Annotated in this window: 25 protein-coding genes; 19 read left to right on the top strand and 6 right to left on the bottom strand. The window is 71.9% G+C overall.

Going from position 1 to position 22294, the window contains the following annotated elements; translation table 11 throughout:
- Together AB0C16_RS33180 and AB0C16_RS33175 are read right to left on the bottom strand one after the other, a co-directional pair.
- Positions 1 to 399 (bottom strand): S-adenosylmethionine synthetase N-terminal domain-containing protein (locus tag AB0C16_RS33180; RefSeq protein WP_357688817.1); only part of this gene is annotated, 399 nt, incomplete at its 3' end.
- A gap of 125 nt (positions 400 to 524) precedes the next feature.
- Positions 525 to 1304, bottom strand: coding sequence for an AfsR/SARP family transcriptional regulator (locus tag AB0C16_RS33175; RefSeq protein WP_357688815.1), 780 nt, complete (start codon positions 1302 to 1304; stop codon positions 525 to 527).
- A gap of 160 nt (positions 1305 to 1464) precedes the next feature.
- Between AB0C16_RS33175 and AB0C16_RS33170 the strand changes: the two genes are divergently transcribed.
- The 3 genes from AB0C16_RS33170 to AB0C16_RS33160 all read left to right on the top strand — a co-directional run bounded on the left by AB0C16_RS33170 (position 1465) and on the right by AB0C16_RS33160 (position 4145).
- A complete protein-coding gene (locus AB0C16_RS33170) occupies positions 1465 to 2355 on the top strand; it encodes a UbiA family prenyltransferase (protein ID WP_357688813.1) in 891 nt (296 codons plus the stop codon).
- Positions 2356 to 2419: 64 nt separating this feature from the next.
- Positions 2420 to 3502 carry an ATP-binding protein gene (locus AB0C16_RS33165; RefSeq protein ID WP_357688811.1) on the top strand — a complete coding sequence of 361 codons (1083 nt, stop codon included), beginning with the start codon at positions 2420 to 2422 and terminating at the stop codon, positions 3500 to 3502.
- Positions 3486 to 4145 carry a response regulator transcription factor gene (locus AB0C16_RS33160; protein ID WP_357688809.1) on the top strand — a complete coding sequence of 220 codons (660 nt, stop codon included), beginning with the start codon at positions 3486 to 3488 and terminating at the stop codon, positions 4143 to 4145. The genes AB0C16_RS33165 and AB0C16_RS33160 overlap by 17 nt, the downstream gene beginning before the upstream one ends.
- Here AB0C16_RS33160 and AB0C16_RS33155 read toward each other — a convergent pair.
- The gene (locus AB0C16_RS33155) at positions 4110 to 5084 is read right to left on the bottom strand and encodes an aldo/keto reductase (RefSeq protein WP_357688807.1); all 975 of its coding nucleotides are present in this window, start codon (positions 5082 to 5084) and stop codon (positions 4110 to 4112) included. The genes AB0C16_RS33160 and AB0C16_RS33155 overlap by 36 nt on opposite strands.
- 151 nt (positions 5085 to 5235) lie before the next feature.
- Here AB0C16_RS33155 and AB0C16_RS33150 point away from each other — a divergent pair, with 151 nt between their 5' ends.
- From AB0C16_RS33150 to mtnC, 12 genes are all read left to right on the top strand, one after another.
- Positions 5236 to 6474: an MFS transporter gene (locus AB0C16_RS33150; RefSeq protein WP_357688805.1), complete on the top strand. Its 1239-nt coding sequence runs from the start codon at positions 5236 to 5238 to the stop codon at positions 6472 to 6474.
- Between the two features lies 1 nt (position 6475).
- Positions 6476 to 7690 carry an ATP-grasp domain-containing protein gene (locus AB0C16_RS33145; RefSeq protein ID WP_357688803.1) on the top strand — a complete coding sequence of 405 codons (1215 nt, stop codon included), beginning with the start codon at positions 6476 to 6478 and terminating at the stop codon, positions 7688 to 7690.
- Positions 7677 to 8072: an adenosylmethionine decarboxylase gene (gene speD / locus AB0C16_RS33140; protein ID WP_357688801.1), complete on the top strand. Its 396-nt coding sequence runs from the start codon at positions 7677 to 7679 to the stop codon at positions 8070 to 8072. Before AB0C16_RS33145 ends, speD begins: the two co-directional genes overlap by 14 nt.
- 18 nt (positions 8073 to 8090) lie before the next feature.
- Positions 8091 to 9536, top strand: coding sequence for a radical SAM protein (locus AB0C16_RS33135; RefSeq protein ID WP_357688799.1), 1446 nt, complete (start codon positions 8091 to 8093; stop codon positions 9534 to 9536).
- Positions 9533 to 10336: a hypothetical protein gene (locus AB0C16_RS33130; protein WP_357688797.1), complete on the top strand. Its 804-nt coding sequence runs from the start codon at positions 9533 to 9535 to the stop codon at positions 10334 to 10336. The genes AB0C16_RS33135 and AB0C16_RS33130 overlap by 4 nt, the downstream gene beginning before the upstream one ends.
- Positions 10333 to 10698 (top strand): hypothetical protein, encoded by a 366-nt coding sequence (locus AB0C16_RS33125; protein WP_357688795.1) that lies wholly within the window; start codon positions 10333 to 10335, stop codon positions 10696 to 10698. The genes AB0C16_RS33130 and AB0C16_RS33125 overlap by 4 nt, the downstream gene beginning before the upstream one ends.
- Positions 10695 to 11948, top strand: a complete 1254-nt coding sequence (locus AB0C16_RS33120) for an ATP-grasp domain-containing protein (protein ID WP_357688793.1) — start codon at positions 10695 to 10697, stop codon at positions 11946 to 11948. Before AB0C16_RS33125 ends, AB0C16_RS33120 begins: the two co-directional genes overlap by 4 nt.
- 10 nt (positions 11949 to 11958) lie before the next feature.
- Positions 11959 to 13617: an amidohydrolase gene (locus AB0C16_RS33115; protein ID WP_357688791.1), complete on the top strand. Its 1659-nt coding sequence runs from the start codon at positions 11959 to 11961 to the stop codon at positions 13615 to 13617.
- Complete coding sequence (gene mtnA, locus AB0C16_RS33110; protein ID WP_357688789.1) at positions 13610 to 14581, top strand: S-methyl-5-thioribose-1-phosphate isomerase; 972 nt, start codon at positions 13610 to 13612, stop codon at positions 14579 to 14581. The genes AB0C16_RS33115 and mtnA overlap by 8 nt, the downstream gene beginning before the upstream one ends.
- Positions 14582 to 14675: 94 nt before the next feature.
- On the top strand, positions 14676 to 15341 hold the full coding sequence (gene mtnB / locus AB0C16_RS33105) for a methylthioribulose 1-phosphate dehydratase (RefSeq protein ID WP_357688787.1): 666 nt from the start codon (positions 14676 to 14678) through the stop codon (positions 15339 to 15341).
- A gap of 71 nt (positions 15342 to 15412) precedes the next feature.
- Positions 15413 to 15940, top strand: coding sequence for a cupin (locus tag AB0C16_RS33100; RefSeq protein WP_357688821.1), 528 nt, complete (start codon positions 15413 to 15415; stop codon positions 15938 to 15940).
- Positions 15937 to 16668: an acireductone synthase gene (gene mtnC / locus AB0C16_RS33095; protein WP_357688785.1), complete on the top strand. Its 732-nt coding sequence runs from the start codon at positions 15937 to 15939 to the stop codon at positions 16666 to 16668. The genes AB0C16_RS33100 and mtnC overlap by 4 nt, the downstream gene beginning before the upstream one ends.
- Positions 16669 to 16691: 23 nt before the next feature.
- On the opposite strand, the gene pyrF is transcribed toward mtnC, so the two are convergent.
- Entirely contained in the window at positions 16692 to 17498 is an 807-nt protein-coding gene (gene pyrF / locus AB0C16_RS33090; protein ID WP_357688783.1) for an orotidine-5'-phosphate decarboxylase, read from the bottom strand.
- A gap of 140 nt (positions 17499 to 17638) precedes the next feature.
- Here pyrF and AB0C16_RS33085 point away from each other — a divergent pair, with 140 nt between their 5' ends.
- Positions 17639 to 18115, top strand: coding sequence for a DUF2283 domain-containing protein (locus AB0C16_RS33085; RefSeq protein ID WP_357688781.1), 477 nt, complete (start codon positions 17639 to 17641; stop codon positions 18113 to 18115).
- Between the two features lie 487 nt (positions 18116 to 18602).
- The gene (locus AB0C16_RS33080; RefSeq protein WP_357688779.1) at positions 18603 to 18974 is read left to right on the top strand and encodes a hypothetical protein; all 372 of its coding nucleotides are present in this window, start codon (positions 18603 to 18605) and stop codon (positions 18972 to 18974) included.
- Between the two features lie 240 nt (positions 18975 to 19214).
- Here AB0C16_RS33080 and AB0C16_RS33075 read toward each other — a convergent pair whose 3' ends face one another.
- A complete protein-coding gene (locus tag AB0C16_RS33075) occupies positions 19215 to 19874 on the bottom strand; it encodes an endonuclease V (RefSeq protein ID WP_357688778.1) in 660 nt (219 codons plus the stop codon).
- Between the two features lie 183 nt (positions 19875 to 20057).
- On the opposite strand from AB0C16_RS33075, the gene AB0C16_RS33070 reads away from it, so the two are divergent.
- Entirely contained in the window at positions 20058 to 21407 is a 1350-nt protein-coding gene (locus AB0C16_RS33070) for an alpha/beta hydrolase fold domain-containing protein (protein WP_357688776.1), read from the top strand.
- Here the strand turns inward: AB0C16_RS33070 and AB0C16_RS33065 are convergent.
- On the bottom strand, positions 21404 to 21550 hold the full coding sequence (locus AB0C16_RS33065) for a hypothetical protein (protein ID WP_357688774.1): 147 nt from the start codon (positions 21548 to 21550) through the stop codon (positions 21404 to 21406). The two genes, AB0C16_RS33070 and AB0C16_RS33065, sit on opposite strands and share 4 nt — an antisense overlap.
- A gap of 88 nt (positions 21551 to 21638) precedes the next feature.
- Here AB0C16_RS33065 and AB0C16_RS33060 point away from each other — a divergent pair, with 88 nt between their 5' ends.
- Complete coding sequence (locus AB0C16_RS33060) at positions 21639 to 22289, top strand: maleylpyruvate isomerase N-terminal domain-containing protein (RefSeq protein WP_357688772.1); 651 nt, start codon at positions 21639 to 21641, stop codon at positions 22287 to 22289.
- Positions 22290 to 22294: the final 5 nt, after the last annotated feature.

Genomic DNA, 22294 nt, shown 5'->3' with positions numbered 1-22294 from the left:
CATCAGCCCCTGGTCACCGGCGCCCTGCCGGTCCAGCTCGTCGCCGTCGCCGTCGACGCGGTGCTCGTAGGCGTCGTCGACCCCCTGGGCGATGTCGGGCGACTGCGCCCCGATGGACACCGACACGCCACACGAGGCGCCGTCGAACCCCTTGTGGGAGGCGTCGTAACCGATCTCCAGGATCTTCTCCCGGATGACACCCGGAATGTCGGCGTACGTGCGGGTGGACACCTCGCCCGCCACGTGGACCTGGCCGGTGGTGATCAGGGTCTCGACGGCCACCCGGCTCGTGTCGTCGTTCTTCAGCAGGGCGTCCAGGACGGCGTCGCTGATCTGGTCGGCGATCTTGTCGGGGTGGCCCTCGGTGACCGATTCGGAGGTGAAGAGGCGGTGAGTCACGGCTGCCTCCTAGAAGGGCAGACGGCGACCTGACGGCGTGCGCAGGTCGAGGTGGACGGGCTTGGTCCGGGGCTTCGGCTTGCGGATCTGGGTCTGGCACACGGCACGTACTCCTGCCTGTCTGGTCAACCGGCCAGCGCGAGGGGGCGCCGGTCGCTGGTGAGCACCTCGAGGTGCAGTTGCTGGAGCTCGCGCGACGGTTCGACGCCGAGCTCGTCGTTGAAGATCTTCCGGGCGTTCCGGTAGGCCTGGAGCGCCTCGCCGCGACGGCCCGCTCGGCCGAGCGCCAGGATCAGCCGGCCGTGGAACCACTCGTCGAGCGGATGCCGGGCGACCAGATAGCGCAGCTCGCCGACCAGCTCGCGATGCCTGCCGAGCTCGAGGTCGGCCTCGAGGCGCAGTTCGAGGGTGCGCTGGTGCTGTTCGTCCAGGAAGACGGCGTGCGTGTCGAGCACGCCGCCGGCCGTCACGCCGGCGAACGCCGGGCCGGTCCACAGGTCGAGCGCCCGCTGCGCGGCGGCGGCGGCCTCGCCGGGACGCCCGGCCTCCAGGTCGCGGCGGCTCTGGCAGGAGAGCTTCCGGAAGACCTCGGCGTCCAGCTCGCCCGGCTCCACGTGGAAGGCGTAGCCCGCCCGGTTGGTGGTGAGGAGTTCCACGCCGGGGGCGCCGAGCCGTTCGCGCTCGATGAACCTGCGGAGCTGGTAGACGTAGGTCTGCACGGTCGCGACGACGGTCTTGGGCGGGGCCTCGTCCCACAATTCGGCGACGATGTCGTCGAGGCTGACCGTGTGGTCGGCGCATATCAGCAGAAGCGCGAGAAGCTGACGCAGCTTGGGCGGCCCGGGCGTGCAGTCGCGGCCATCGTTAATGACGCGGAAAGTGCCTAGAACGCAGTAGTTCGTCATGTTTTGAAGCTAGGTCTGCCCAGGTGGCGGGGCAAGTGGACACCCACCAAAGATTCCCGTGCGTATCGAAGGGAGCAGCGGGGGTATCGAAAGTTATGGGCCCCTGGTCTCTTAATTTTCCCCCCTTATTAAAGGCGATTTCCGGATTGAAACTCAAACCATGAGCACCGTGACCGCCGCCATTTGCCGCATTACCGTCACCTCGCCGTTGAGCGTTCTCCGGCTCTGTTTCGCCGAGGCGCGCCCGTGCGTTCTGGTGATATTCCTCCTCAGGTTCCTGACCGGCGCGGCGATGGCCGGCGGGCGGGCCGACCTGGTGGCCGCCGCCTTCGTCTGGGAGGCGGCCGTCTTCTTCGTCTACCTCTACAACGGGGTCACCGACGTGCGGGAGGACCGGCTCAACGGGTCCGCCCGGCCGATCGCCGGCGGCCTGCTGCCGCAGCGGACCGCCGCCTGGATCGCGGTGTCGGCCGCGGTGGCCGCCATGGTGGGCGGCCTCCTGCTCGGCGGCCCGATGGCCGCGGCGGTGCCCATCATGATCCTCCTGGGGCTGGCCTACTCCGGGCCGCCGTGCTACCTGAAGCGCCGTTCCGGCGGCGCCATGGCCACGGTGACCGTCGCCGGGCTGCTCACCTACTACATGGGCGAGGCCGGGGCCGTGCCGACGCCGAGGCTCCTGGTCATCGCGCTGGTCATGTCGCTGTGGATGGGCCTGGTCGGCGCGACGACGAAGGACCTGCCCGACGCGGCGGGCGACGCGGCCGCCGGCCGGCACACCATCGCCGTCACGCGCGGGGACCGGCGGGTGCGGTGGCTGGCCTCCGTCTCGGCGGCCTCGCTCGGGGCCGCGTTCCTCGCCGCCGCCGTGCTGGTGGCGCCCGAGCTGGTCTGGCCCGCCGTGATCATGCTGGCCGGGGCGGCGGCCGTGGCCGTGCTCGCCCTCAGCGACCTGTCCCAGGGTGACCGTTCGCGCCGGCGCCGGCCGTACCGCGCCTTCATGATCACTCAGTACGGTGTGCACCTGATGGCGATATTTGTATCGGTTGTCTAGTTGATGGCGATACGCAAAGATGGGTCGGTAGGTTCCTCTCCCCCTTCACCGAGCGGAGGAGCCAATGGCCGCAGGGGGCGCAGCTCACGGTGCCGCCAGCCGGCTCGAGGCGCGCCGCGAGCAGATCATGGAGACGTTCCAGCGTGAGCTGGAGCGCAAGGGCAGCCTCCTGGTGAGAGACCCCCTCGCGCGGGGACAGCTCCTCCGCCACGCCGAGCTCATCCTGGGCGACGTGATCAGCAGCTTGCACGCGGGCGCCGTCCAGGTCGACGAGGGATACCGGCTGCTGGCCCTGGACATCGGCAGCAGCCGCGCCTCACACGGTGTCCACCCCAGCGAGTCGCTGATGGCGGCCTCGGCGCTGTTCGAGACGATCGTGCTAGAGACGGTCACCGAGGTCCACGGCGGTGTCGAGCCCCTGCGCCTGGCCGTCCTGGCCCTGCACCGCAGCCTCATGCTGCGCATCACGGCCGCCTCGACCTCCTACTCCGGCTACCTGCTCGGCAAGCTGCACGACGCCCACCTCGACGAGCGCAACCGCATCGCCAGGGAGCTGCACGACCGGGTGGGCAGCGCGCTCAGCATCGCGCACCGCCAGCTGGAGCTCTACGACGTCTACCGCGCCGGCGAACCCGTCAAGGCCGCGAACCGGGCCGGCCGCGCCCAGGAGGCCGTCAAGCAGTCCATGCTGAGCCTGCGCGCGGTGACCTCCGACCTGCGGATGGACGACGTGCCCCAGAGCCTGGAGAAGGCGCTGCTCGGTTACGTCGACACCGTGGCCGACCACGGTCCCGAGATCGGCCTCGGCATCAACGGCGACGAGACCTGGGCGCCGCCCACCGTGCGGGACGAGTCCTTCCTGGCGATCAGGGAGGCGGTGCGCAACGCCCTCAGCCACGGCAGGCCCGAACGGATCCTCGTCACCGTGGACATCGCCCCGCACGAGCTGCGCGCCATGATCGACGACGACGGCCGCGGCTTCACCGAGGCCGACATGATCGCGTCCGACGGCATCGGCCTGGCCTCGATACGGGAACGCGTCGACCTCCTCGGCGGCACGGTCACGTTCTACAGCCGGCCAGGCGCCGGCACCCACGTCGAAATGGTCATCCCACTCCCTGGACACCGTGATGCTCCCAGCCAGTGACCCCACCACCGTCCTGATCGTCGACGACCACGCGCTGGTCCGCGAGGGGATCAGGGAGATCCTGGAGACGCACGAGGACCTCGTCGTCGTCGGGGAGGCGGGCGACAGCGAGAGCGCGGTGCAGCTCACCGCCTCGATCCAGCCGCACGTCATCCTCCTCGACATCGAGATCCCCGGCGACGACGTGACCACCACGGTCGGCCGCGTCCACCAGCTCGCTCCCGACACCAAGGTGATCATCCTCAGCATGTACGACGGCCCGCAGATGCTGCAGGCGCTGCTGGCCGCCGGGATCCACGCCTACCTGCTCAAGAGCGTCACCAGGCAGGAGCTGGTGTCGGCCATTCGCACCGCCCGGTCAGACGACGGCAAGGTGCTGCTCGCCGTGTCCCGCGAGAGCCTGTCGCAGATCCAGGCGCATCCGGCCGGGCCGCTGTCGGACCGGGAACGCGAGGTGCTCGAACTCACCGCCCGCGCGCTGAGCAACGCCCAGATCGGCTCCCAGCTCGGGCTCACCGAGGCCACCGTCAAGCGGCACCTGCGCAACATCTACGTCAAGCTCGGCGCGGTGTCGCGGATCGATGCCGTCAACAAGGCGATCGCCGCCTCACTGATTACGGCCCCCAAGCCGCCCCTCGCCTGACTCCGCCGACTCCGCCGGCTCCTCGTCCCAGCCGACGGGGAAGCACGCCTCCAGCCGCTCGCTCTCGGCGGGGCCGACGGTCAGCCGCGTGGAGGTGACGTTCATCTCCAGGTGCAGGCCGTGCCGCGTGCTCGGCACCGGGACGACGCCGCCCTGCCGCGACAGCAGCCAGGCCAGCGCCAGCCGGGTGAGCCCGGCGCTCATGCCGGTGGCCACCTCCCCGGCGGCCCGCACCCGCCACGCGTGCCGCCGGAACTGGTCGGCTCGGAAGCGATCCTGCCCCCGGCGCACGTCGCCGGACGCGAGCGCCTCGGCCGAGGCGATGCGCCCGGTCAGCAGGCCGCGGCCGAGCGGGCGGCAGGCCACCACCTGGACGCCCAGCTCACGGGCGGCCGGCAGGAGCTCGAGTTCGGCGCGGCGCTCCATCAGGGAGTATTCGACGGCCAGCGCGCCGACCGGATAGGCCGCGTGCGCGAGGCGCAGCTGCTCGGCCGACACGCCGGACAGGCCGATGGACCGGATCTTCCCCTCGGTGACGAGGTCCGCGAGCACGCCGAGGCTGTCCTCCAGCGGCACCCGCGGATCGGCGCGGGCCAGATAGTAGACGTCGATGTGGCCGCGGCCCAGCCTGCGCAGGGACGCCTCGCAGGCGCGGCGCAGGTAGCCGGGGCTGCCGTCGACGCCGATCAGCGTGCCGTCACGGGCGAACCGGAGGCCGCCGCAGGTCGAGATCAGCGTGCCGTTGCCCGGCTCGCCGGAGACGGCCTCGCGGATCATCCGCTCGACGGCGCCGCCGGCGTAGTGGTCGGCGGTGTCGATGAGCGGGACGCCCATGTCCAGCGCGCTCCTGAGGGTGTGGATCGCCTCGCGTCGATCGGCAGACCCGTAACAGCCCGTCAAGGCCAGGGAGCCGAGTCCCACGGCGGCTCTAGCCAGCATGAGAACTCCACCGGTTCGAAAGGTCGAAGAGCCATCGTGCCGCATCCCACTGAAGAGCCACTGAAGAACGGGCCCCTCCCGCGTCCTTTACCGGCTCTCTAGAGCCCGCTGCGACAGTCGGGGACGTAGCCGACGAGGCCCTGGAGGTCACATGTCCGCCCCCTGGTACAGGAACAGGCCGCTGCTCCTCCTCGTGGTGGGGAGCCAGCTCAACACCATCGCGTTCTTCGCCACGCTGCCGTTCCTCACCCTGTACCTGTCCGACATCTCGACGCTGAACGCGGCGACCATCGGCGGCATCGTCGGCAGCATCGCGCTGATCGCCGCGTTCGGCGGCTTCCTCGGCGGGATCGTGGCCGACCGGGTGGGCGCGTTCACGCTCATCCGGGCCGGCCTCGTCGTCTACGTCGCCACCTACCTGGCGCTGGCCCTGACCAGCCGGCTCGCGCTGGTCATCGGGCTCATCGTGCTGCTGGGCGTGGCCCGGGTCCTGGTCGAGCCGTCGATGAAGAAGCTGCTGTCGCTGGCGTCGTCCGGCTCGGACGGCATCGCCTTCCGGCTGAGGTACGTCACGCTCTGCCTGGGCGCCGTCGTCGGCCCGCTGGTCGGGGCCACGCTCTACGCGGTCAACGCCTGGCTCATCTTCGTCCTGCCCGTCGTCGTGTACCTGGTCTACCTGGGGTTCCTCACCGCGAACCGGGGCCGGCTGGGCGCGCTCGACCGCGGCGGCCGGCGGGAGAGCCGGGACTGGGGGCACGCGCTGGCCGACCGGACCCTGCTGCTGCTGATCGCCGCCGGATTCGTGATCTTCTTCGTCTTCTCCCAGTTCGAATCGATCTTCCCGCTGTTCGTCAAGGACGTGCGCGGCGCCGACGCGGTCACCTACTTCTCGGTGCTGCTCGCCGCCAACGCCGCGCTCGGCATCGTCATGCAGTTCCCCATCGCCTGGCTGGCCCGGCGGCTGCCGCAGCGGACCATCGCCCTGATCGGGAGCGCCGCCTTCGCCGCCTCGCTGCTGCTGTTCAGCGCGCTGCCCCTGCACTGGGCGTTCGCCGCCGCCGGCGTGCTGCTCTGGACGGTCGGCGAGGCCGCGCTCATCCCGCTGCCGGACATCGTGATCCACGAGATCACCCCGGACTCCCGCAAGGGCACCTACTTCGGCCTGGCCGAGCTGCGCTACCTCGGTTTCTTCCTCGGGCCGCTGGCCGGCGGCGCGCTGCTCGGCATCGGCCCCTCCCTGTACTTCGCCGCGATGGCGGTGTTCGCCTTCGGCGGGTGGCTACTGATCAGAACGCAGCCTTCTCGTGAGCCCGCGCCACCCGGTGGCCGAGAGGCGACGGATGACGCCGACCGTGAAAACGCCGGATTCGAACTTGCCGGAAAGGAATGACATGAGCGAGCTGCTGATGGTCCACCGGATCCCCCGGTCGGTCACCCCGCTGGGAGACTGGCTCGCCGAGGTGGCCGACCGGGTCACGCTGGTCACCGGGGACGAGGCGTTCGGACCCTACCGGGCCTCCTTCCCCCACGTGTACGCCGTGCCGGGCTACTCCGACAACCCCGCCGTGGACCTGCTCCTCGACGAGGTCTGCCGGCAGCGGCCGATCTCCACCCTCGTGCACGTCACCGAGGACGACATCCTCAGGTGCGCCAGGGCCCGCGACCGGCACGACATTCCCGGCCTGCGTTACTCCGAGGCGCTGCCCTGGCGCGACAAGTACCTGATGAAGCAGCGCGTACGGGCCGCCGGCGTGGCCGTGCCGGAGTTCGCCGTCCCGCGCGACGCCGCCGCCGCGCTCGCCTTCGCCGGACGCGCCGGCTACCCGGTCGTCGTCAAGCCGCGCACCGGCTTCGCCTCGCACGGCGTCGAGCTGGTGCGCGACCCGGACCGGCTGGCCGAGCTGGCCGCCATCTGGGACCCGGACGACGTGCTGCTGGAGTCCTACGTGCCCGGCGAGGTCTACCACGTCGACGGCTTCATGCACGAAGGCGAGATCCTTTACGTCTCGGCCTCCCGCTACGTCAACAACTGCCTGTCCTTCCAGGAGTCGGTGCCGCTGGGCAGCGTGCAGCTCGACCGCGACGACCCGGAGTTCGCCCGGCTGGCCGAGCTGGCCGGTCAGGTCGTCGCCGGCCTGCCGCCCGTCGACTTCAGCCCGTTCCACCTGGAGATCTTCGCCGACGGCGACCGGCTGGTCTTCTGTGAGATCGCCTGCCGGCTGGGCGGCGCCCACATCATGGAGACCCTCACCTACGCCACCGGCGTCAACCCGGCCCAGCTGTGGATCCGGCACCAGGCCGGGCTGGAGTACGGCCCCGGCGTGCGGCTCGGCGACAGCGGCCGGAGCTACGGCTGGCTGCTCGTCCCGCCCAGGCGAGGACGGCTCACCGCGATCCGGGAGCCGGAGGGCCACCCGTACATCAAGGACTTCATCGTCAAGACCGCCGTGCCCCGCGACTTCGACGGCGCGCACGGCAGCACCGACTCGTACCTCGCCTTCGTGGTCGAGGGCGAGGACAGCGCGCAGGCCGAACAACGGCTGCGCGCGTGCATCCGGCTGGCCGACACCATCACGAGTTGGGAGGTGAGCGATGACGAGCTATGACTTCTCCGGCGTGCACGTCATGGCTGACGTGTACGAGATCGACAGGGACGCGGTGGACGACGAGGCGTTGATCCTCAGCGGCCTGACCAGGGGCATCACGCGCTCCGGAGCAACGCTCTGCGGGACACAGGTCAAGAGGTTCACCCCTTCGGGGCTGACCGCGCTGTTCCTGCTCTCGGAGTCGCACGTGTCCGTCCACACCTACCCCGAACAGAATTCGCTCTTCTTCGACGCCTTCACCTGCGGCAGCACCTGCGACCCGGTGCTGATCGTCGAGGAGCTCCTGGCCGCCCTCGGCCCCTGCAAGCACCGCCTGAAGGTCGTCAACCGCGGCCTGGAAGAGGCACGGCACGCCGTCAACCTGGCCCTGGCCCTTCGCTGAGCTCGAGAGGAAAGACAGATGAAGCTCCGACACGAGCGGACGCTCATGAAGTTCGACCGGCAGCTGCCGATCTACAACTGGCTCTACCCCCTCAAGGGCCAGGAGCTGGAGGCGATCTCCTTCCGCGAGGCGCACGCCGTGCTCGACCCGGCGCCGATCAGGTCGCGGGCGCTCTACTTCCACATCCCGTTCTGCGACACCATCTGCACGTTCTGCATGCTCAGCCGGGGCCTGGGCTCCGAGGGCGACCCCATCATCGAGAAGTACACCCAGGCGCTGATCAGGGAGATCCGGCTCAAGGCGGACATGGACTCGGTGACCTCCGTCCCGCCGCGCGTCATCTGGTTCGGCGGCGGCACGCCCTCGACCCTGTCCGCCGACCAGATCCGCCGGATCGGCCGCGCCATGCACGAGTCCTTCGACATGTCGCGGCTGGAGGAGTTCACCATCGAGTTCGAGGTCAAGAGCGTCACGCGGGAGAAGGTCGAGGCGTTCAAGGAGATCGGCGTCAACAAGGCGCGCTTCGGCCTGCAGACGTTCAACCCGAAGTACCGCGAGCTGTTCAACATCACCGCCACCCTCGACCAGACCTACCGGGCGGTGGAGCTGTTCGGTGAATACTTCGACTTCCGCAGCTTCGACATCCTGTACGGCATGCACGGGCAGACCATGACGGAGTTCGCCCAGGACATCCAGGACGCCATCGACCTGGGCACCGAGTCGTGCGAGTTCTACCCGATCAACCACCTGGTGACGCAGAACACCCTGCACACCGGTTACAAGGGCGCCAACCTGCGGGCGCTCAGCTACGTGGAGAAGATGGGCATGACCGTCTTCCTCAACCACTACATGCGCAACTCGGGCTACAAGCTCTACAACGGTCACGGTTTCGCCCGGCTCGACGGCCCCGACCCGGAGCCGGCCGAGTTCACGACCACCACGTACGGCAACAAGTACCACGAGTACTGCTGGGCCCACGCCGACGACGATCTCGTCGGCTTCGGCGCCAGCGCCGTCACCCAGTCACTCGACTGGACGATCATGAACGACGAGAGCCGCACCGGTTACATCAACGGCCTGCTCGACAATGACGACATCAAGGTCAAGGTCACCCGCTCGGACCACATCCCGTACGAGCGGGGCCTCGTGCTCCACCTGCCCTACCACGGCAGGCTGGACAAGAGCCGCGTCGAGTGGGACAAGATCGACCCCGAGGTGCTCGTCAAGCTCGACGAGCTCGTGCGGGAGGGCATGTTCGAGGACCGCCCGCACGAGTACGTCATCACCGAGCTGGGCTGGACCTGGTACGTCAACATGATGTACTACCTGTCCCCGTCCGGCGACCAGAAGATCCTCGACGACTTCATCGAGCTGCGCTCGCGCAACAAGGCCCTGGTCGACGGAGACCGTTCCATGACGCCGGTCGGCAAGGGCCGCCGGCTTCCCGTGGTGGCGACGTCGTGACCGCCACGCTGACCCGTAACCCCTACGTCGCGGGCCTGGAGCGGGACTCCGCCCTGGCCCGCGCGCGGGAGCTGGCCGGCGCCGGCATCGCCGCCAACATCGGCCACTTCGCGCCCGTCGCCCTCGACCGCGACACGGCGCTGGCCAACACCGCCGAGTACCTGGAGCTGGCCGCGGAGATCTCCGCGGCCCAGCCGCCCAGCACCTGGCTCGAGGTCGACCTGCCGCACATCGGGCTGGACGTCTCGGTCGAGTTCTGCGTCGCCCGGCTGCTGGACATCGCCCGGCGCCTCGGCCCCGGCCGGTGGATCCAGACCGGCGCCGAGGACGCCGGCCACACCGCGGCCGTGCTCGACACCGTGGAGCTGGCCTCCCGCCGGGGCGTGCCGATCCGCGGCTCCCTGCAGGCCAACCTCAGGCGCAGCCCCGCCGACGCCGACCGGCTCGTCGCGGCCGGGGTGCCCCTGCGCCTGGTCAAGGGCGGTTTCGCCGAGCGGCCCCGGATCGCCTGGCCGTTCGGCGAGCAGACCGACGTCGCGTTCGTCGGCCTCGGCCGGCGGATCCTGCGCGGCGGCCACGGCCTCACCATCGCCAGCCACGACCGGCTGATGCACGAGGTCTTCACCGGCACGCCGGTGGAGATGCTGCTCGGCGTCCGCCCCGACGTGGCCCGGCGACTCGCCGAACAGGGCAGGGGGATCCGTCTCTACGTGCCCTACGGCACCGACTGGCACGACTACGTGGCCAAGCGGGCCGACGACGCCCGCAAGGCCGAGGCGCTCCAACGGAGGCAGCCATGATCACCTCGACCCGGTTCGAGTCCCTGCGCGAACGGATACACGAGCTCACCGCCGGGAGCGGCGGCCCCGCCAGCCCGTCCGCCACCACGCACGAGCTGGGCGTGCTCGCCCTGCTGCTGCACTCCCTGCTGGAGCAGTCGATGTCCAGCGAGATGCGGCTGCGCGCCACCCAGGCCGAGCTCGTGGCCGCCTGCCGGGCGACGGTCGCCGCCGCCCGGCAGGGCGAGCTCGACCCCCTCGTGCACGTCGAGCACCAGCTCGAAGCGCACGGCTGGATGCCCGCCGCGGACGCCAGACCGGCCCAGCTCCTCGCCGCGGTCTCCGCGCTGCGCCCCCTGCTCGCCCCAGGGGTGGCCGCATGAGCACCACGACCCACCAGCCCGTCACCATCGGCGAGCCCGTCGTCGTGCTGGTCGACCCCGTGCTCAACGGCCGCCCGTTCAAGGACGCCTGCGCCGAGCTCGGCTACCCCGTCGTCGGCGTCTACACGATCGCGCCGACCTCGCTCAACCGGATGTCGGCAGACCACGCCGACGGCGACGCGGCCACCCTCTACGGCAGCGAGCCGATCGACCTGGCCGGGCGGCTGGACACGCTGGCGCCGAAGGTGCACGCCATCGTCCCGGCCACCGAGCCCGCCGTGCACTCGGCCGCCGTCCTGGCCGACACCAGGGCGGTGCCGGGCAACCCGCTCGGCACCGCCCGCGCCCGGCGCGACAAACGCGCCATGCGGGCGCTGGCCGCCGCCCGGGGCGTCCCCGTGCCCCGCTACGAGGTGGTGCGCGACCTCAGACGGCTCCCGGAGGCCGCGGCCAGGATCGGCCTGCCGCTGATCGTCAAGCCCGCCACCGGCGCCGGGTCGCACAACGTCTTCCTCGTCACCGACACCGGGCGACTGTCCGCGATCGCCGGGGCCGACCCCTGCGACCTGTTCGGCAACCCCATCGACGAATGGCTGGTCGAGGAGTACGTACGCGGCACCGAGTACGCGATCAACACCTTCAGCCACGACGGCCGCCACACGATCCTGGACGTCTGGGAGTACCGGCTGCCCGACGCCGGCGACTACGACAACCCCTACTGGGACTTCGTCCAGGCCGAGCCCGACCCGGTCATCGAGGAGTTCGCGCTGCGCGTGCTCGACGCCTTCGAGATCCGGCTCGGCCCCTGCCACATCGAGGTGAAGACCGGCGAGCGGGGACCGGCGCTCATCGAGATCGGCGCCAGGCTCCCCGGCGCGGGCATCCCGCGGCTGTGGGAACGGCACAGCACGTTCCGCCCCTACCACGACACGCTGGCCGTCTACCTGGGCCGGGAGCCCGCCATCGCCACCGCCCCGCCGCGCTTCGCCGCCCGGCTCGGCATGAGCTTCGTCCGCAACGACGGGCCGCCCGGCATCCTGTGCCGGCTCACCGGGCTCGACGAGGTGAGGCGGCTGCCCGGCGTCGACACGGTCTTCCAGCAGGCGCGGGTGGGCGACCTGGTCCCGACCACCCGCGACCTGGGCACCGAACTCGTCAAGGTGCACCTGACGGCCCCCGACGGCCCGGCGCTCACCCGGCTCATCGCCCGCGTGCGCGAGCTGATCACCGTCGACATCGAGCACGAGTGAGGGGCCTGCCATGCGAGCGGATCTCGTCCTCCTCGGCGGCCGGGTGCACGCGCCCGGATACCCGTGGGCCGACGCGGTGGCGGTGCGGGCCGGCCGGATCGTGGAGATCGGCACCGTCGCCGACCTGCGCCCGGCCATCGGCCCGCGCACCACGGTCGTCGACACCACGGGCCGGCTCGTGCTGCCCGGCTTCCACGACTCGCACGCGCACCCGGTGGCCGCCGGGCTCCAGCTGAACCGCTGCGAGCTCGGCGGCGCGGCGAGCGCCGCCGAGTGCCTCGACCTCGTCGCCGCCTACGCCGCGAGCCATCCCGGCAGCCCGTGGATCCTCGGCGGCGGATGGGCCGGCACCCTGTTCCCCGGCGGCGCGCCGCACCGCCGCGACCTCGACCGGATCGTCCCCGACCGGCCCGTCTACCTGCTCGACGGCGACCAGCACAACGCCTGGGTCAACAGCGCCGCCCTGTCGCTGGCCGGCGTCGACGCCAACACGCCCGACCCGCCCGGCGGCCGCGTCGGCCGCGACCCCGACGGCGAGCCCGACGGCCGCCTGCACGAGAGCGCCGCCGAGCTGGTCGGCCGGCTCACCCCCCGGCCCGCGGCCGGCGACCTGCTGGCCGCGCTCACCAAGGGCCGCGACGTGCTGTGGTCCTGCGGCGTGACCTCCTGGCAGGACGCCCTCGTCGGCCCCTACCTCGGCCTGCCCGACACCTTCGGCGCCTACCTGACCGCCGCGGAACGCGGCCTGATCGACTGGCGGGTCGCCGGAGCGCTGTGGTGGGACCGCGACCGCGGCCCGGAGCAGGCCGACGAACTGGCCGAACGCCGTGCCGTCGCCCGCGCCGCCGGGTTCCGCGCCACCCACGTCAAGATCATGCAGGACGGCATCTGCGAGAACCGCACGGCCGCCCTCTTCGAGCCCTACCTCGACGGCGCCGGCAGCGGCCAGGAGTTCCTGGAGCCGCAGGACCTGGCCGACGCGGTGGGCGCGCTCGACCGCCGCGGCTTCCACGCGCACATGCACGCCGTCGGCGACCGGGCCGTCCACCACTGCCTGGACGCCGTGGCCATCGCCCGGGCCAGGAACGGCAGCCAGGACACCCGGCACCACATCGCGCACGCCCAGGTCATCAGGCCGAGCGACGTGCCCCGCTTCCGGCGGCTCGGCGTGGCCGCGTCCGTGCAGCCGCTGTGGGCGGCGGCCGTGCCGCCGATGACCGAGAACATCATGCCCGCGCTCGGACCGCGCCGGTCGGGCTGGCAGTATCCGTTCGCCGACCTGCTGCGCTCGGGCGCCCGCCTGGCCGCGGGCAGCGACTGGCCGGTGAGCAGCCCCGACCCGCTGCACGGCATCCACGTCGCGGTCAACCGCACCCCGGCCACGCTCAGCGCGACCTGGCTGCGGGAGGCGGCCCACGTGCCGCCGTTCCTGCCGTACCAGTCGATCCCGGTGGAGGCGGCCCTCGCCGCCTACACCATCGGGTCGGCCCACCTCATCGGAGTCAACACCGGCATCATCGCCCCTTCCCGCCCCGCCGACCTGGTCGTCCTCGATCGCGACATCCTCACCTGCCCCGCCGAGGAGATCCAGTACGCCGGGGTGGAGCTCACCTTCGTCGCCGGCCGGGTCGTGCACTCACGGCAACCCGCTTGGAGCCACCATGGATAGATCCATCACCTGGGACGACGGCGCCATCGTGGCCGTCGACCAGCGCGCGCTGCCCCACGACTACCGCACGCTCCGCATCACCACCACCGACCAGCTGATCGAAGCCATCCAGGAGCTCGCCATCCGCGGCGCGCCCGCCCTGGGCGTGGCGGGCGCGCTGGGTGTGGCGCTCATCGCCCGCACCACCCCCGACCGCCGGACCGCGACCGGGCAGGCCGAGCGGCTGGCCGAGGCCCGGCCCACGGCCGTCAACCTGGCCCGCGGCGTGCGCGGCGCCCTCGGCCTGCTCGACCGCGGGCCGGACGCGGTGCTGGCCCACGCGCTCGACCTGCTCGCCGACGACGAGCGGATCAACCGGGAGGCCTCCGCCCGGGCCGCCGACCTGGTGCTGCGGCTGTGCGATCGGCGGCCGCTGCGCCTGCTCACCCACTGCAACACCGGCCGCCTGGCCACGGTCGCCTGGGGCACCGCCCTCGGCACGGTCAGGACCCTGGCCGAGGCGGGCCACGTCGGCGAGGTGCTCGCGGGGGAGACCCGGCCACTGCTGCAGGGAGCCCGGCTCACCACCTGGGAGCTGGCCGAGGCCGGCATCCCCTACCGGCTCTGCGTCGACTCCGCCGGCCCCTTCGCCATCGGATCCGGGCTGGTCGACTGCGTCCTCGTCGGCGCCGACCGCGTCGCGGCCAACGGCGACGTGGCCAACAAGATCGGCACCTACGCCCTCGCCGTCGCCGCCGCCCGCCAGCAGATCCCGTTCATCGTCGTCGCGCCCGAGTCCACCGTCGACGAGAGCACGCCGGACGGCGCCCGCATCGTCATCGAGGAGCGCGGCGCGGACGAGGTCACCTCCTGCCTCGGGCTGCCCACGGCCACGCCGGGGAGCGCGGTCTACAACCCGGCCTTCGACGTCACCCCGGCCGAGCTCGTCACCGCCGTCGTCACAGAGACGCGGGTGCTGTCTTGACCTCCTCCCCACGTCCAAACTCCCCACGTCCAAACTCCCCACGTCCAAACTCCCCACGTCTCAAGGCGGAGGTCACCACGCTCAAGGAGTTCCGATGACCGTCCAGGCGCCACCCCACCTCGGGGAGTCCATCGCCCGCGTCGCCCGCGGCCTCTACCGGCGGGGCTGGATGGAGGGCACGGCCGGCAACATCTCGGCCCTGCTCCCCGGCCGCCCCGGGCACGCCCTCATCACCGCCAGCGGGCTGAGCAAGGGAGAGCTGGCCCCCGACTCGGCGGTCGAGGTCGAGGCGGCCACCGGCCGGCCGAGCCGGCCCTCCAGCCTGCGCCCGTCGGCGGAGACCGTGATCCACGCCGCGCTCTACCGGGGCGTGCCCGGCTGCGAGGCCGTCGTGCACGCCCACCCGCCGTACTCCACCCTCGTCGCCGCCCAGGCGGCGCGGCGCGGCGCGGACCGCGTGAGCTTCGCCGACTTCGAGATCATCAAGGGACTGGGCGGGAGCGACCCCTTCGCCGTCACCGTGCCGGTGTTCCGCAACTGGGCCGACGTGCCGCGCATCGCCGCCGACCTCACCGCCTTCCTCCGCCGGGAGGGGGACGACGCCCCGCCCGTGCTGCTCATCGCCCACCACGGCGCGACGGCGTGGGGGCCCGACCTGGAGACCGCCCGCAACCGGCTGGAGTGCCTCGAACTCCTGTGCCGCCTTCACGTGCACGACCGGCTCGACCGCCCTGACCGGCTCGACCGCCCTGACCGGTAGGCCCGCTTGGCCTGCTTGGCCCGCTTCACCCGTAGAACGAACGGAGCTGAACGATGTCCCTCTTGCAGATTATGACCGAGGACGGCGACGTCCTGGTCCGCACCAGCGAACCCACCCGGATCGCCGCCGAGCTGGCCGGGCGCGGCGTCGCGTTCGAGCGGTGGGAGCTCAAGGGGCCCGGCGACCCGCTCACCGCCTACGCCCAGGAGATCGCCGCCCTGCGGCAGGCCGGCGGCTACCGGCTGGTGGACGTCGTCCGCCTGCACGCCGACGAGGTCGACCCGGACACCGCCCGCGCCGCCAGAGCCAAGTTCCTCGACGAGCACGTGCACGACGAGGACGAGGTGCGGTTCTTCGCCGACGGCTCCGGCTGCTTCTACCTGCACCTCGGCGACCGGGTCTACGCCGTCGTGTGCGAGGCGGGCGACCTGCTGTCGGTCCCCAGCGGCACCCGCCACTGGTTCGACACCGGCGCCGCGCCCCGCTTCACCGCCGTCCGCTTCTTCCAGGAGGAGGACGGCTGGCTCGCCGACTTCACCGGCGACACCATCGCCCGGCGCATCCCCACCCTCGACGAGCTGCTGGAGGCGACCCCGTGATCAGGCACGTCGTCCTCGACATCGAGGGCACGACCAGCTCGCTGTCGCACGTGCGCGACCAGTTGTTCCCCTACTCGCGCCGCCGCGTCCACACCTGGCTGCGACGGCCCGAGTCGGCCCGGATCGTGGCCGAGCTGCGCGACTTCCTGTCCCAGCCACGCGCAGACCTGCGCCGGCTCGGGCACCAGCTCGTCAGGTGGATCGACGACGACGTCAAGGTGCCGCCGCTCAAGACGCTGCAGGGGCTCATCTGGCAGGACGGCTTCGCCTCCGGCGAGCTGACCTCCCATGTGTACGACGACGTGCCGGCCGCCCTGGAGAGCTGGCGAGAGCAGGGACTGACGCTGCACGTCTACTCCTCGGGGTCGCAGCTGGCCCAACGGCTGTGGTTCCGGCACACGCAGCACGGGGATCTCCGCTGGCTGTTCCGTGAGAACTTCGACACCGTGGTGCCGGGACCCAAGACCGACCCCGAGTCCTACTTCACGATCGCGTCGGTGCTGGAGACCGAGCCCGAGACCATCGTCTTCCTGTCCGACTCGGTGCGTGAGCTGGACGCCGCACGGGCCGCCGGCTGGTGGACCGTCGGCGTGCGCCGCGACGGCGACGGGGAACCGTTCGACGGCGGCCACCCGTGGATCGCCACCCTCGACGAACTGGACCTCACCACCGACCTCCACGACACCCTCACCGGCGGGCGCGGCGCTGAAGCCGGACCGGCGAGCTGAGGCGTACGAGCCGGTGGACGCGGTCAGAGGGACAGGTGGTGGGCGCAGTCGTCGCGGTAGCGCAGCGTCAGATCCCTGATCTTCTCCGGGTCGGCCAGCACGGCACGTGACACCGAAGGCACGACCGCGTGCCGTGCCCGGCCGAACAGGCGGGCCAGGTCGGCGGGAGAGGCGCCCTGGGCGCCCAGCCCCGGAGCCAGGATGGGGCCGTTGAGGTGGTCGAGCGGGTGGTCGAGGGACGGCAGTGTGGCGCCGACGACCACGCCGACCGGGCCGAGCGGCGCGCGGCCCGCGTTGGCCGCCGCGACGCCGTCGAAGATCTGACCGGCGACCGGCGACTGCAGCGCGGCCGCCTCGGGGTTGGAGGTGCGGGCCAGCACGAAGACGCCGGCGTCGTTGGCGATCGCCGAGGTGATCGCGCCCTCCAGCGAGCCGAAGCCCAGGTAGGGGCTGAGCGTCACCGCGTCGACCGCGAGCGGGCTGCCGTGGTCGAGGTAGGCCTCGGCGTAGGCGGCCATCGTGATGTCGATGTCGCCCCGCTTGGCGTCGAGGAGCACCAGCGTGCCCGCGTCGCGCAGGTCGGCGATGATCTCTTCGAGCACCGCGATGCCGCGGCTGCCCCAGCGCTCGAAGAACGCCGACTGCGGCTTGACCACGGCCGCGACGTCGCCCACGGCGTCGACCACCGTGCGGCTGAAGCGCTCCAGCCCGGCGGGCGAGTCGTCGAGGCCCCACGCCTCCAGCAGCTCCGGGCTCGGGTCGATGCCCACGCAGAGTGGCCCGTACTTGTCGAGCCTGGCTCGCAGCCTGGTCCCGAACGGCTCATACATCACTGTGCCCCCCTCATGGACGTACGCAGAGTAATCCGGGCCGGCCACGTGCTGGAAGGGTTTCGGCCGCGGCGGTATGGAACCCACGGTACTCATCCGGCAAGTCTTGCGGACCCCACGGCCGGGGTAGATCACCCTTCATGTACGAGATCGCCCGCCGCACGCTGACGCTCGCCACCGAGCCGCCGGGTGAGGTGACCGTCGCGGTCGGGGTGCCCTTCGAGGAGCCGACGGGAGAATGGTCGTGCCCCTACCGCATCGACGGCCTGGCCGGTTGGGAGCACGAGCGCAAGGTCACCGGCGTCGACTCCCTGCAGGCGCTGGAGCTCGTGCTGGTGACGGTGCGGGCCGCGCTCGCGGGCTCGCACGAGTTCAAGGAGGGGCTGTTGCGCTGGGAGGAGGAACCCGGCGGGCGGCGCGCGCAGACCGTCCAGGTCACCTGGGACAAAACCGTCGACGTCGCCTACATCGCGTTGAAGAGCGAACTCGTGCCCGGCGAGGCGGTACGCCAGGAGACGGTGGACGACGTCGTGCTCGACTACGGCGACTCGGGCGAGCTACTGGGCGTCGAACTGCTGAACGCGACGACCCTGCTCCCGTCCGAGATGCGCGTCTAGCCCGACACAGGCGCCGGCGCGGCGCCCCGGCGAACGGGGCGGGCCGGGATGAGCGAGGAGTGCTCCCTCCCCGCATCGTGGCCACAGACCTGGACGGCCCCCTCCTCGACTTCGGCCAGGCGGACAGGGGAGAGGAGGGCACCCAGCCGCAGGCGTTCAACACCCCGTGCGGTGCCGACCCGGCGGCGCCGGCGTCCATCCGTGCCCTGGTCACGACCTGGGCCGCACCCCGGTGGACGGCGGCTTGCTCGACCGGGCGGTGCTGCTGGAGGCGACGGCGGCGTTCGCCATCGGCCTCTGGTTCCGAGGCGCTGACGCCCGGCGCCATTCTGACCCCTTCGGAAACACTCCGGCCTTTGACCTGCCCGCCTCCCTCTGGGGACGGTGGCATACGACCGTCGGAGTAGCTCGAATGACTACGGGCGGCGGATGCCCGGGTGCGGCCCGGGCCCGATCATGGGGAGCTCACGAGTCTAAGGAGAGTCCAGTGGTCACCCAGGTCGCCAAGGGAAGCGGATACCTGACCGCGTTCAGGATCGTCGCCGCGCTGAGCATGCTCTCGGTGCTCGTCCAGGCGGTGACGGCCGGACAGCTGATGGGCGGGGGCACCGGCAACATGCACGGATCCGGCGCGACGGCCGTGCACGTGCTGGGTCTGGTGCAGCTCATCGTGGCCGTGCTGCTGTGGCGGCCGGGGCGCGGGGCGGGCTGGCCCGCGCTGGTCAGCCTGGCGGCGCTGCTGCTCGGGTTCGTCCAGTCCATGCTGGGCGGCACGGGCCAGGTGTCCCTGCACGTGCCGCTCGGGATGACGCTCTTCGGGCTCAGCGTCTGGCTGGTCGTCTGGTCCTGGCGCCGCTGACCAGGCGACCGGCAGCGATCCCTGTCCGCTGGTCCTGACGGTCGTACCCCTCGCGGGTGAACGCCTGGACCAGCACGACCGTGACGAACAACGGCCCGGCGACGACGCCGCCAGCCGGACAGCGCCGGTTGCCCTGGCGACCGCCGGGCAGGACAGGTTCGCCGTTCGTGCGGGCCGGGAACGGTCGCCGCTCGGGTGGCGTTCCGGGCGAGCGTTCGCGACCAGACCCGCGAGGGTGGGTCAGGCGCCGTGGCGGGCGAGATGGTCGGCCTTGCGGATGGGATCCGGGAGGCGGAAGCGGGGAGCGAGACGCAGCACCTGGTCGGTGACCGTGTCGAGGTCGATGCGGTGCCCCTGCGAGACGTACACCGGCTTGACGGCGCGTTGCGTGCGCAGCGTGCGGCCGACCGTGGCGCCGGCCAGCACGATCGGGGTCCACGAGCCGCGCTCCCGGCCCGGGGTGGTGTGGGTGCCGACGAACGGGGTCTTGCCGACGCCGAGCGCGGGCAGGCCGGTGAGCACGCCGAGGTGGCAGGCCAGGCCGAATCCGCGCGGGTGCGCCACGCCGTACCCGTCGCAGACCAGCAGGTCGGGCGTGACCGTGAGGCGTTCGAGGGCCTCCACCAGCGCGGGCAGCTCGCGGAAGGCGAACAGCCCGGGAACGTACGGGAAGGCCGCCTTACCGTGCACCACCACCTGCTCCACCACCGACAGCGTGCCGGAGGTGAGCACCACCACGGCGGCGGTCAGCTCGTCGTCGCCGTGGTAGTGCACGTCAAGGCCCGCCACCAGGGTGAAGTCGGTGGGCCCGGTCGGCTCGACGTGAACGCGAAGGCGATCCTGGACGGCCTCCGCCTCCGCGACACTCGTCGGCCAGGGGTGGAGCTGGTTTACGCGCACCCGGCCAACCTACGCGATCTTCCGACCCGCTCCCAGGCGCGGGCTCACCCGGCCCGCCTGCTGGTGGTCGTCGATGCGCGGGACGTGCTTGCGGGGGAGGCGGCGGCTGCGTCCCCGAATCCTCATGCCGTACCAAGGTCAAATAAGGGTCCAGAGACGACATGTTCTGTAGTGTCGGGATTCATGAGGGATGCTCTGGTGGTCATCGGGCCAGGCCTGATCGCCGATCCCGCCCTGCTCGGCGAGACCGCCGAGCGCGAGTTCGCCGCTCTCGGCGTGCCGGGCACGATCGTGCACGCGCGGGACGCGGCCGAGGTCCTCTCCTGTACGGAACGCGCCGGAGGCTCGGGCACGGCCGTCGTCGCCGTCCCGGGCCCCTCGGCCCAGGTACGGGCGCTGATGGGCCGGGTCGCCGGGCCGGTGGTCTGGCTCGACCTGGCCCGCGTGGACGACGCCGAGGTGGGGGAGGGGGCCACGCATCTGCACGGGCGGGGGATCGCGGGACTCGCCTGGGCCATCCGCCACGCGGTGCACCGGCTGAGCCACCCGCGCCGCCGCATCCCGTACGGCGACCACCGCGACCAGTGGGCCGACCTGTACCTCCCCGCACGACCGGCAGGACCGGCGGCTCAGACGCCCTCGCCGGGCTCAGCGCGATCAGCGGATTCGGTACGGTCGGAAGGTTCGGCGCGATCAGCGGATTCGGTACGGTCGGAAGGTTCGGCGCGATCAGCGGATTCGGTACGGTCGGGGGGCTCGGCGCGATCGGCGGATTCGGCGCGGTCGGCGAAGTCAGCGGAGTCGCCGGGACGGCCTGGGTCGGAGGGGGCGGCTGGAGTGGCGCAGTCGGTGTCCTCGTCGGGACCGGCGGGAGTGGCAGGGCCGGTGGGGGCGCCGGTCGCGGTGCTGGTGCACGGCGGCAACTGGCGCTCGGTGTGGGCCGCCGACCTCATGGACGCGCTCGCGCTCGACCTCGTGGACCGGGGGTTCGCCGTCTGGAACCTCGAATACCGCCGCCCCGACCCGCACGGATGGCAGGCGACCACCGACGACGTGGCCGCCGGTCTGGAGGCGCTGGCCGGCGTGGACGCGCCCGTCGACCTCGACCGGGTCGCCGTGGTGGGACACTCGGCCGGGGCCCAGCTCGCCCTGCGGGCCGCCGCCGACGGGGCGCGGGTCTCGCTGGCCGTGTCGCTCGCGGGAATGCTCGACCTGGTCGAGGCGGACAGGCGCTGGCTCGGCTCGGGCGCCGTCGCCGCCGCGCTCGGCACGCACCCGGACGCCGGAGCGCGGCTGTACGGCGCCGCCAGCCCGCTACTCCGGCTGCCGCTCAAGGTGCGCCAACTGGTCGTCCAGGGCTCCGGCGACGAACTCGACCTCGTCGACTTCGCTCGCCGGTACGCCAGGGCCGCCGGCGAGGCCGGAGATGACGTGACATATCTGGAAATGTCCGGCGATCACTTCGCCGTGATCGACCCCCGAGCCCCCATCTGGCGCACCACCGCCCTAGCCATCACCGAAACACTCCACTAACGCACCACGACCGTCCAGACCACGACCGTCCAGACCACGACCGTCCAGACCACGACCGTCCAGACCACGACCGTCCAGACCACGACCGTCCAGACCACGACCGTCCAGACCGCGACCGTTCGCACCACGACCGTCCGGACCACGACCGGACGCGCGCGACCTGGAGCGCTGCGGTCCGGAGCACGCGGTCCCGAGAGGCGCGGCCGAGGGCCGGGCGATAGGGTTCCAGCCATGCCCGAACCAGCCCAAGCCGCACCCCCACCGGTGACCGTGGACGACGTCGACCAAGCCGTACGCCTCGCCGTCGAGACGCTCCGTGAGGCGCCGCCACAGGCGTGGGACGGCAAGGCCGGTTCGCTGGAGTGGGACTGCTGGGAGACCGTCGAGCACCTGAGCGACGACCTGTTCGCCTACGCCGCCCAGCTCGGCCCCAGGACCCCGCCGATGGACGGCGAGGTGCCGTTCGTCTGGGAGAGCCGACGTCCCGGAGGCCCGAAGAACGCCATCCACGCCGACCGCGCGGCGGGACCGGCCGGGCTGCTGCAGGTGCTGGAGGCGAGCGGCGCGCTACTGGTCGCCATGGTCCGCACGACACCGCCGGAGATCCGGGCCCACCATGGGTTCGGGGCGGCGGATCCGGAGGGCTTCGCCGCGATGGGCGTCGTGGAGACCCTGGTGCACACCCATGACCTGGCCGAAGGGCTCGGCCTGACCTGGAAGCCGCCGGCCGGCCTGTGCGAGCGCGTGCTGGCGCGGCTGTTCCCCGAGGCCCCGCGCACCCCCGACCCCTGGCTCGCCCTGCTGTGGGCGACCGGGCGCGCCGAGCTGCCCGGCCGCCCGCGTCTCACCACCTGGCGGTGGTACGGCGAGCCTCGGGGATAGCTGGA

Origin of the sequence: Nonomuraea sp. NPDC048916 (assembly GCF_040649575.1) — a bacterium.
Lineage (GTDB): Bacteria > Actinomycetota > Actinomycetes > Streptosporangiales > Streptosporangiaceae > Nonomuraea.
Note: the sequence above shows the minus strand (reverse complement) of the source record. Positions and strands in the feature narration are given on the sequence as shown.

Coding starts and splice junctions, on each gene's coding strand:
- speD (WP_357688801.1), top strand. CDS start 7,677: ATGACGAGCTATGACTTCTCCGGCGTGCACGTCATGGCTGACGTGTAC.
- AB0C16_RS33145 (WP_357688803.1), top strand. CDS start 6,476: ATGAGCGAGCTGCTGATGGTCCACCGGATCCCCCGGTCGGTCACCCCG.
- AB0C16_RS33155 (WP_357688807.1), bottom strand. CDS start 5,084: ATGCTGGCTAGAGCCGCCGTGGGACTCGGCTCCCTGGCCTTGACGGGC.
- AB0C16_RS33160 (WP_357688809.1), top strand. CDS start 3,486: ATGCTCCCAGCCAGTGACCCCACCACCGTCCTGATCGTCGACGACCAC.
- AB0C16_RS33175 (WP_357688815.1), bottom strand. CDS start 1,304: ATGACGAACTACTGCGTTCTAGGCACTTTCCGCGTCATTAACGATGGC.
- pyrF (WP_357688783.1), bottom strand. CDS start 17,498: ATGTATGAGCCGTTCGGGACCAGGCTGCGAGCCAGGCTCGACAAGTAC.
- AB0C16_RS33120 (WP_357688793.1), top strand. CDS start 10,695: ATGAGCACCACGACCCACCAGCCCGTCACCATCGGCGAGCCCGTCGTC.
- AB0C16_RS33125 (WP_357688795.1), top strand. CDS start 10,333: ATGATCACCTCGACCCGGTTCGAGTCCCTGCGCGAACGGATACACGAG.
- AB0C16_RS33165 (WP_357688811.1), top strand. CDS start 2,420: ATGGCCGCAGGGGGCGCAGCTCACGGTGCCGCCAGCCGGCTCGAGGCG.
- AB0C16_RS33070 (WP_357688776.1), top strand. CDS start 20,058: ATGAGGGATGCTCTGGTGGTCATCGGGCCAGGCCTGATCGCCGATCCC.
- mtnA (WP_357688789.1), top strand. CDS start 13,610: ATGGATAGATCCATCACCTGGGACGACGGCGCCATCGTGGCCGTCGAC.
- mtnB (WP_357688787.1), top strand. CDS start 14,676: ATGACCGTCCAGGCGCCACCCCACCTCGGGGAGTCCATCGCCCGCGTC.
- AB0C16_RS33135 (WP_357688799.1), top strand. CDS start 8,091: ATGAAGCTCCGACACGAGCGGACGCTCATGAAGTTCGACCGGCAGCTG.
- AB0C16_RS33115 (WP_357688791.1), top strand. CDS start 11,959: ATGCGAGCGGATCTCGTCCTCCTCGGCGGCCGGGTGCACGCGCCCGGA.
- AB0C16_RS33085 (WP_357688781.1), top strand. CDS start 17,639: ATGTACGAGATCGCCCGCCGCACGCTGACGCTCGCCACCGAGCCGCCG.
- AB0C16_RS33060 (WP_357688772.1), top strand. CDS start 21,639: ATGCCCGAACCAGCCCAAGCCGCACCCCCACCGGTGACCGTGGACGAC.
- AB0C16_RS33100 (WP_357688821.1), top strand. CDS start 15,413: ATGACCGAGGACGGCGACGTCCTGGTCCGCACCAGCGAACCCACCCGG.
- AB0C16_RS33170 (WP_357688813.1), top strand. CDS start 1,465: ATGAGCACCGTGACCGCCGCCATTTGCCGCATTACCGTCACCTCGCCG.
- AB0C16_RS33150 (WP_357688805.1), top strand. CDS start 5,236: ATGTCCGCCCCCTGGTACAGGAACAGGCCGCTGCTCCTCCTCGTGGTG.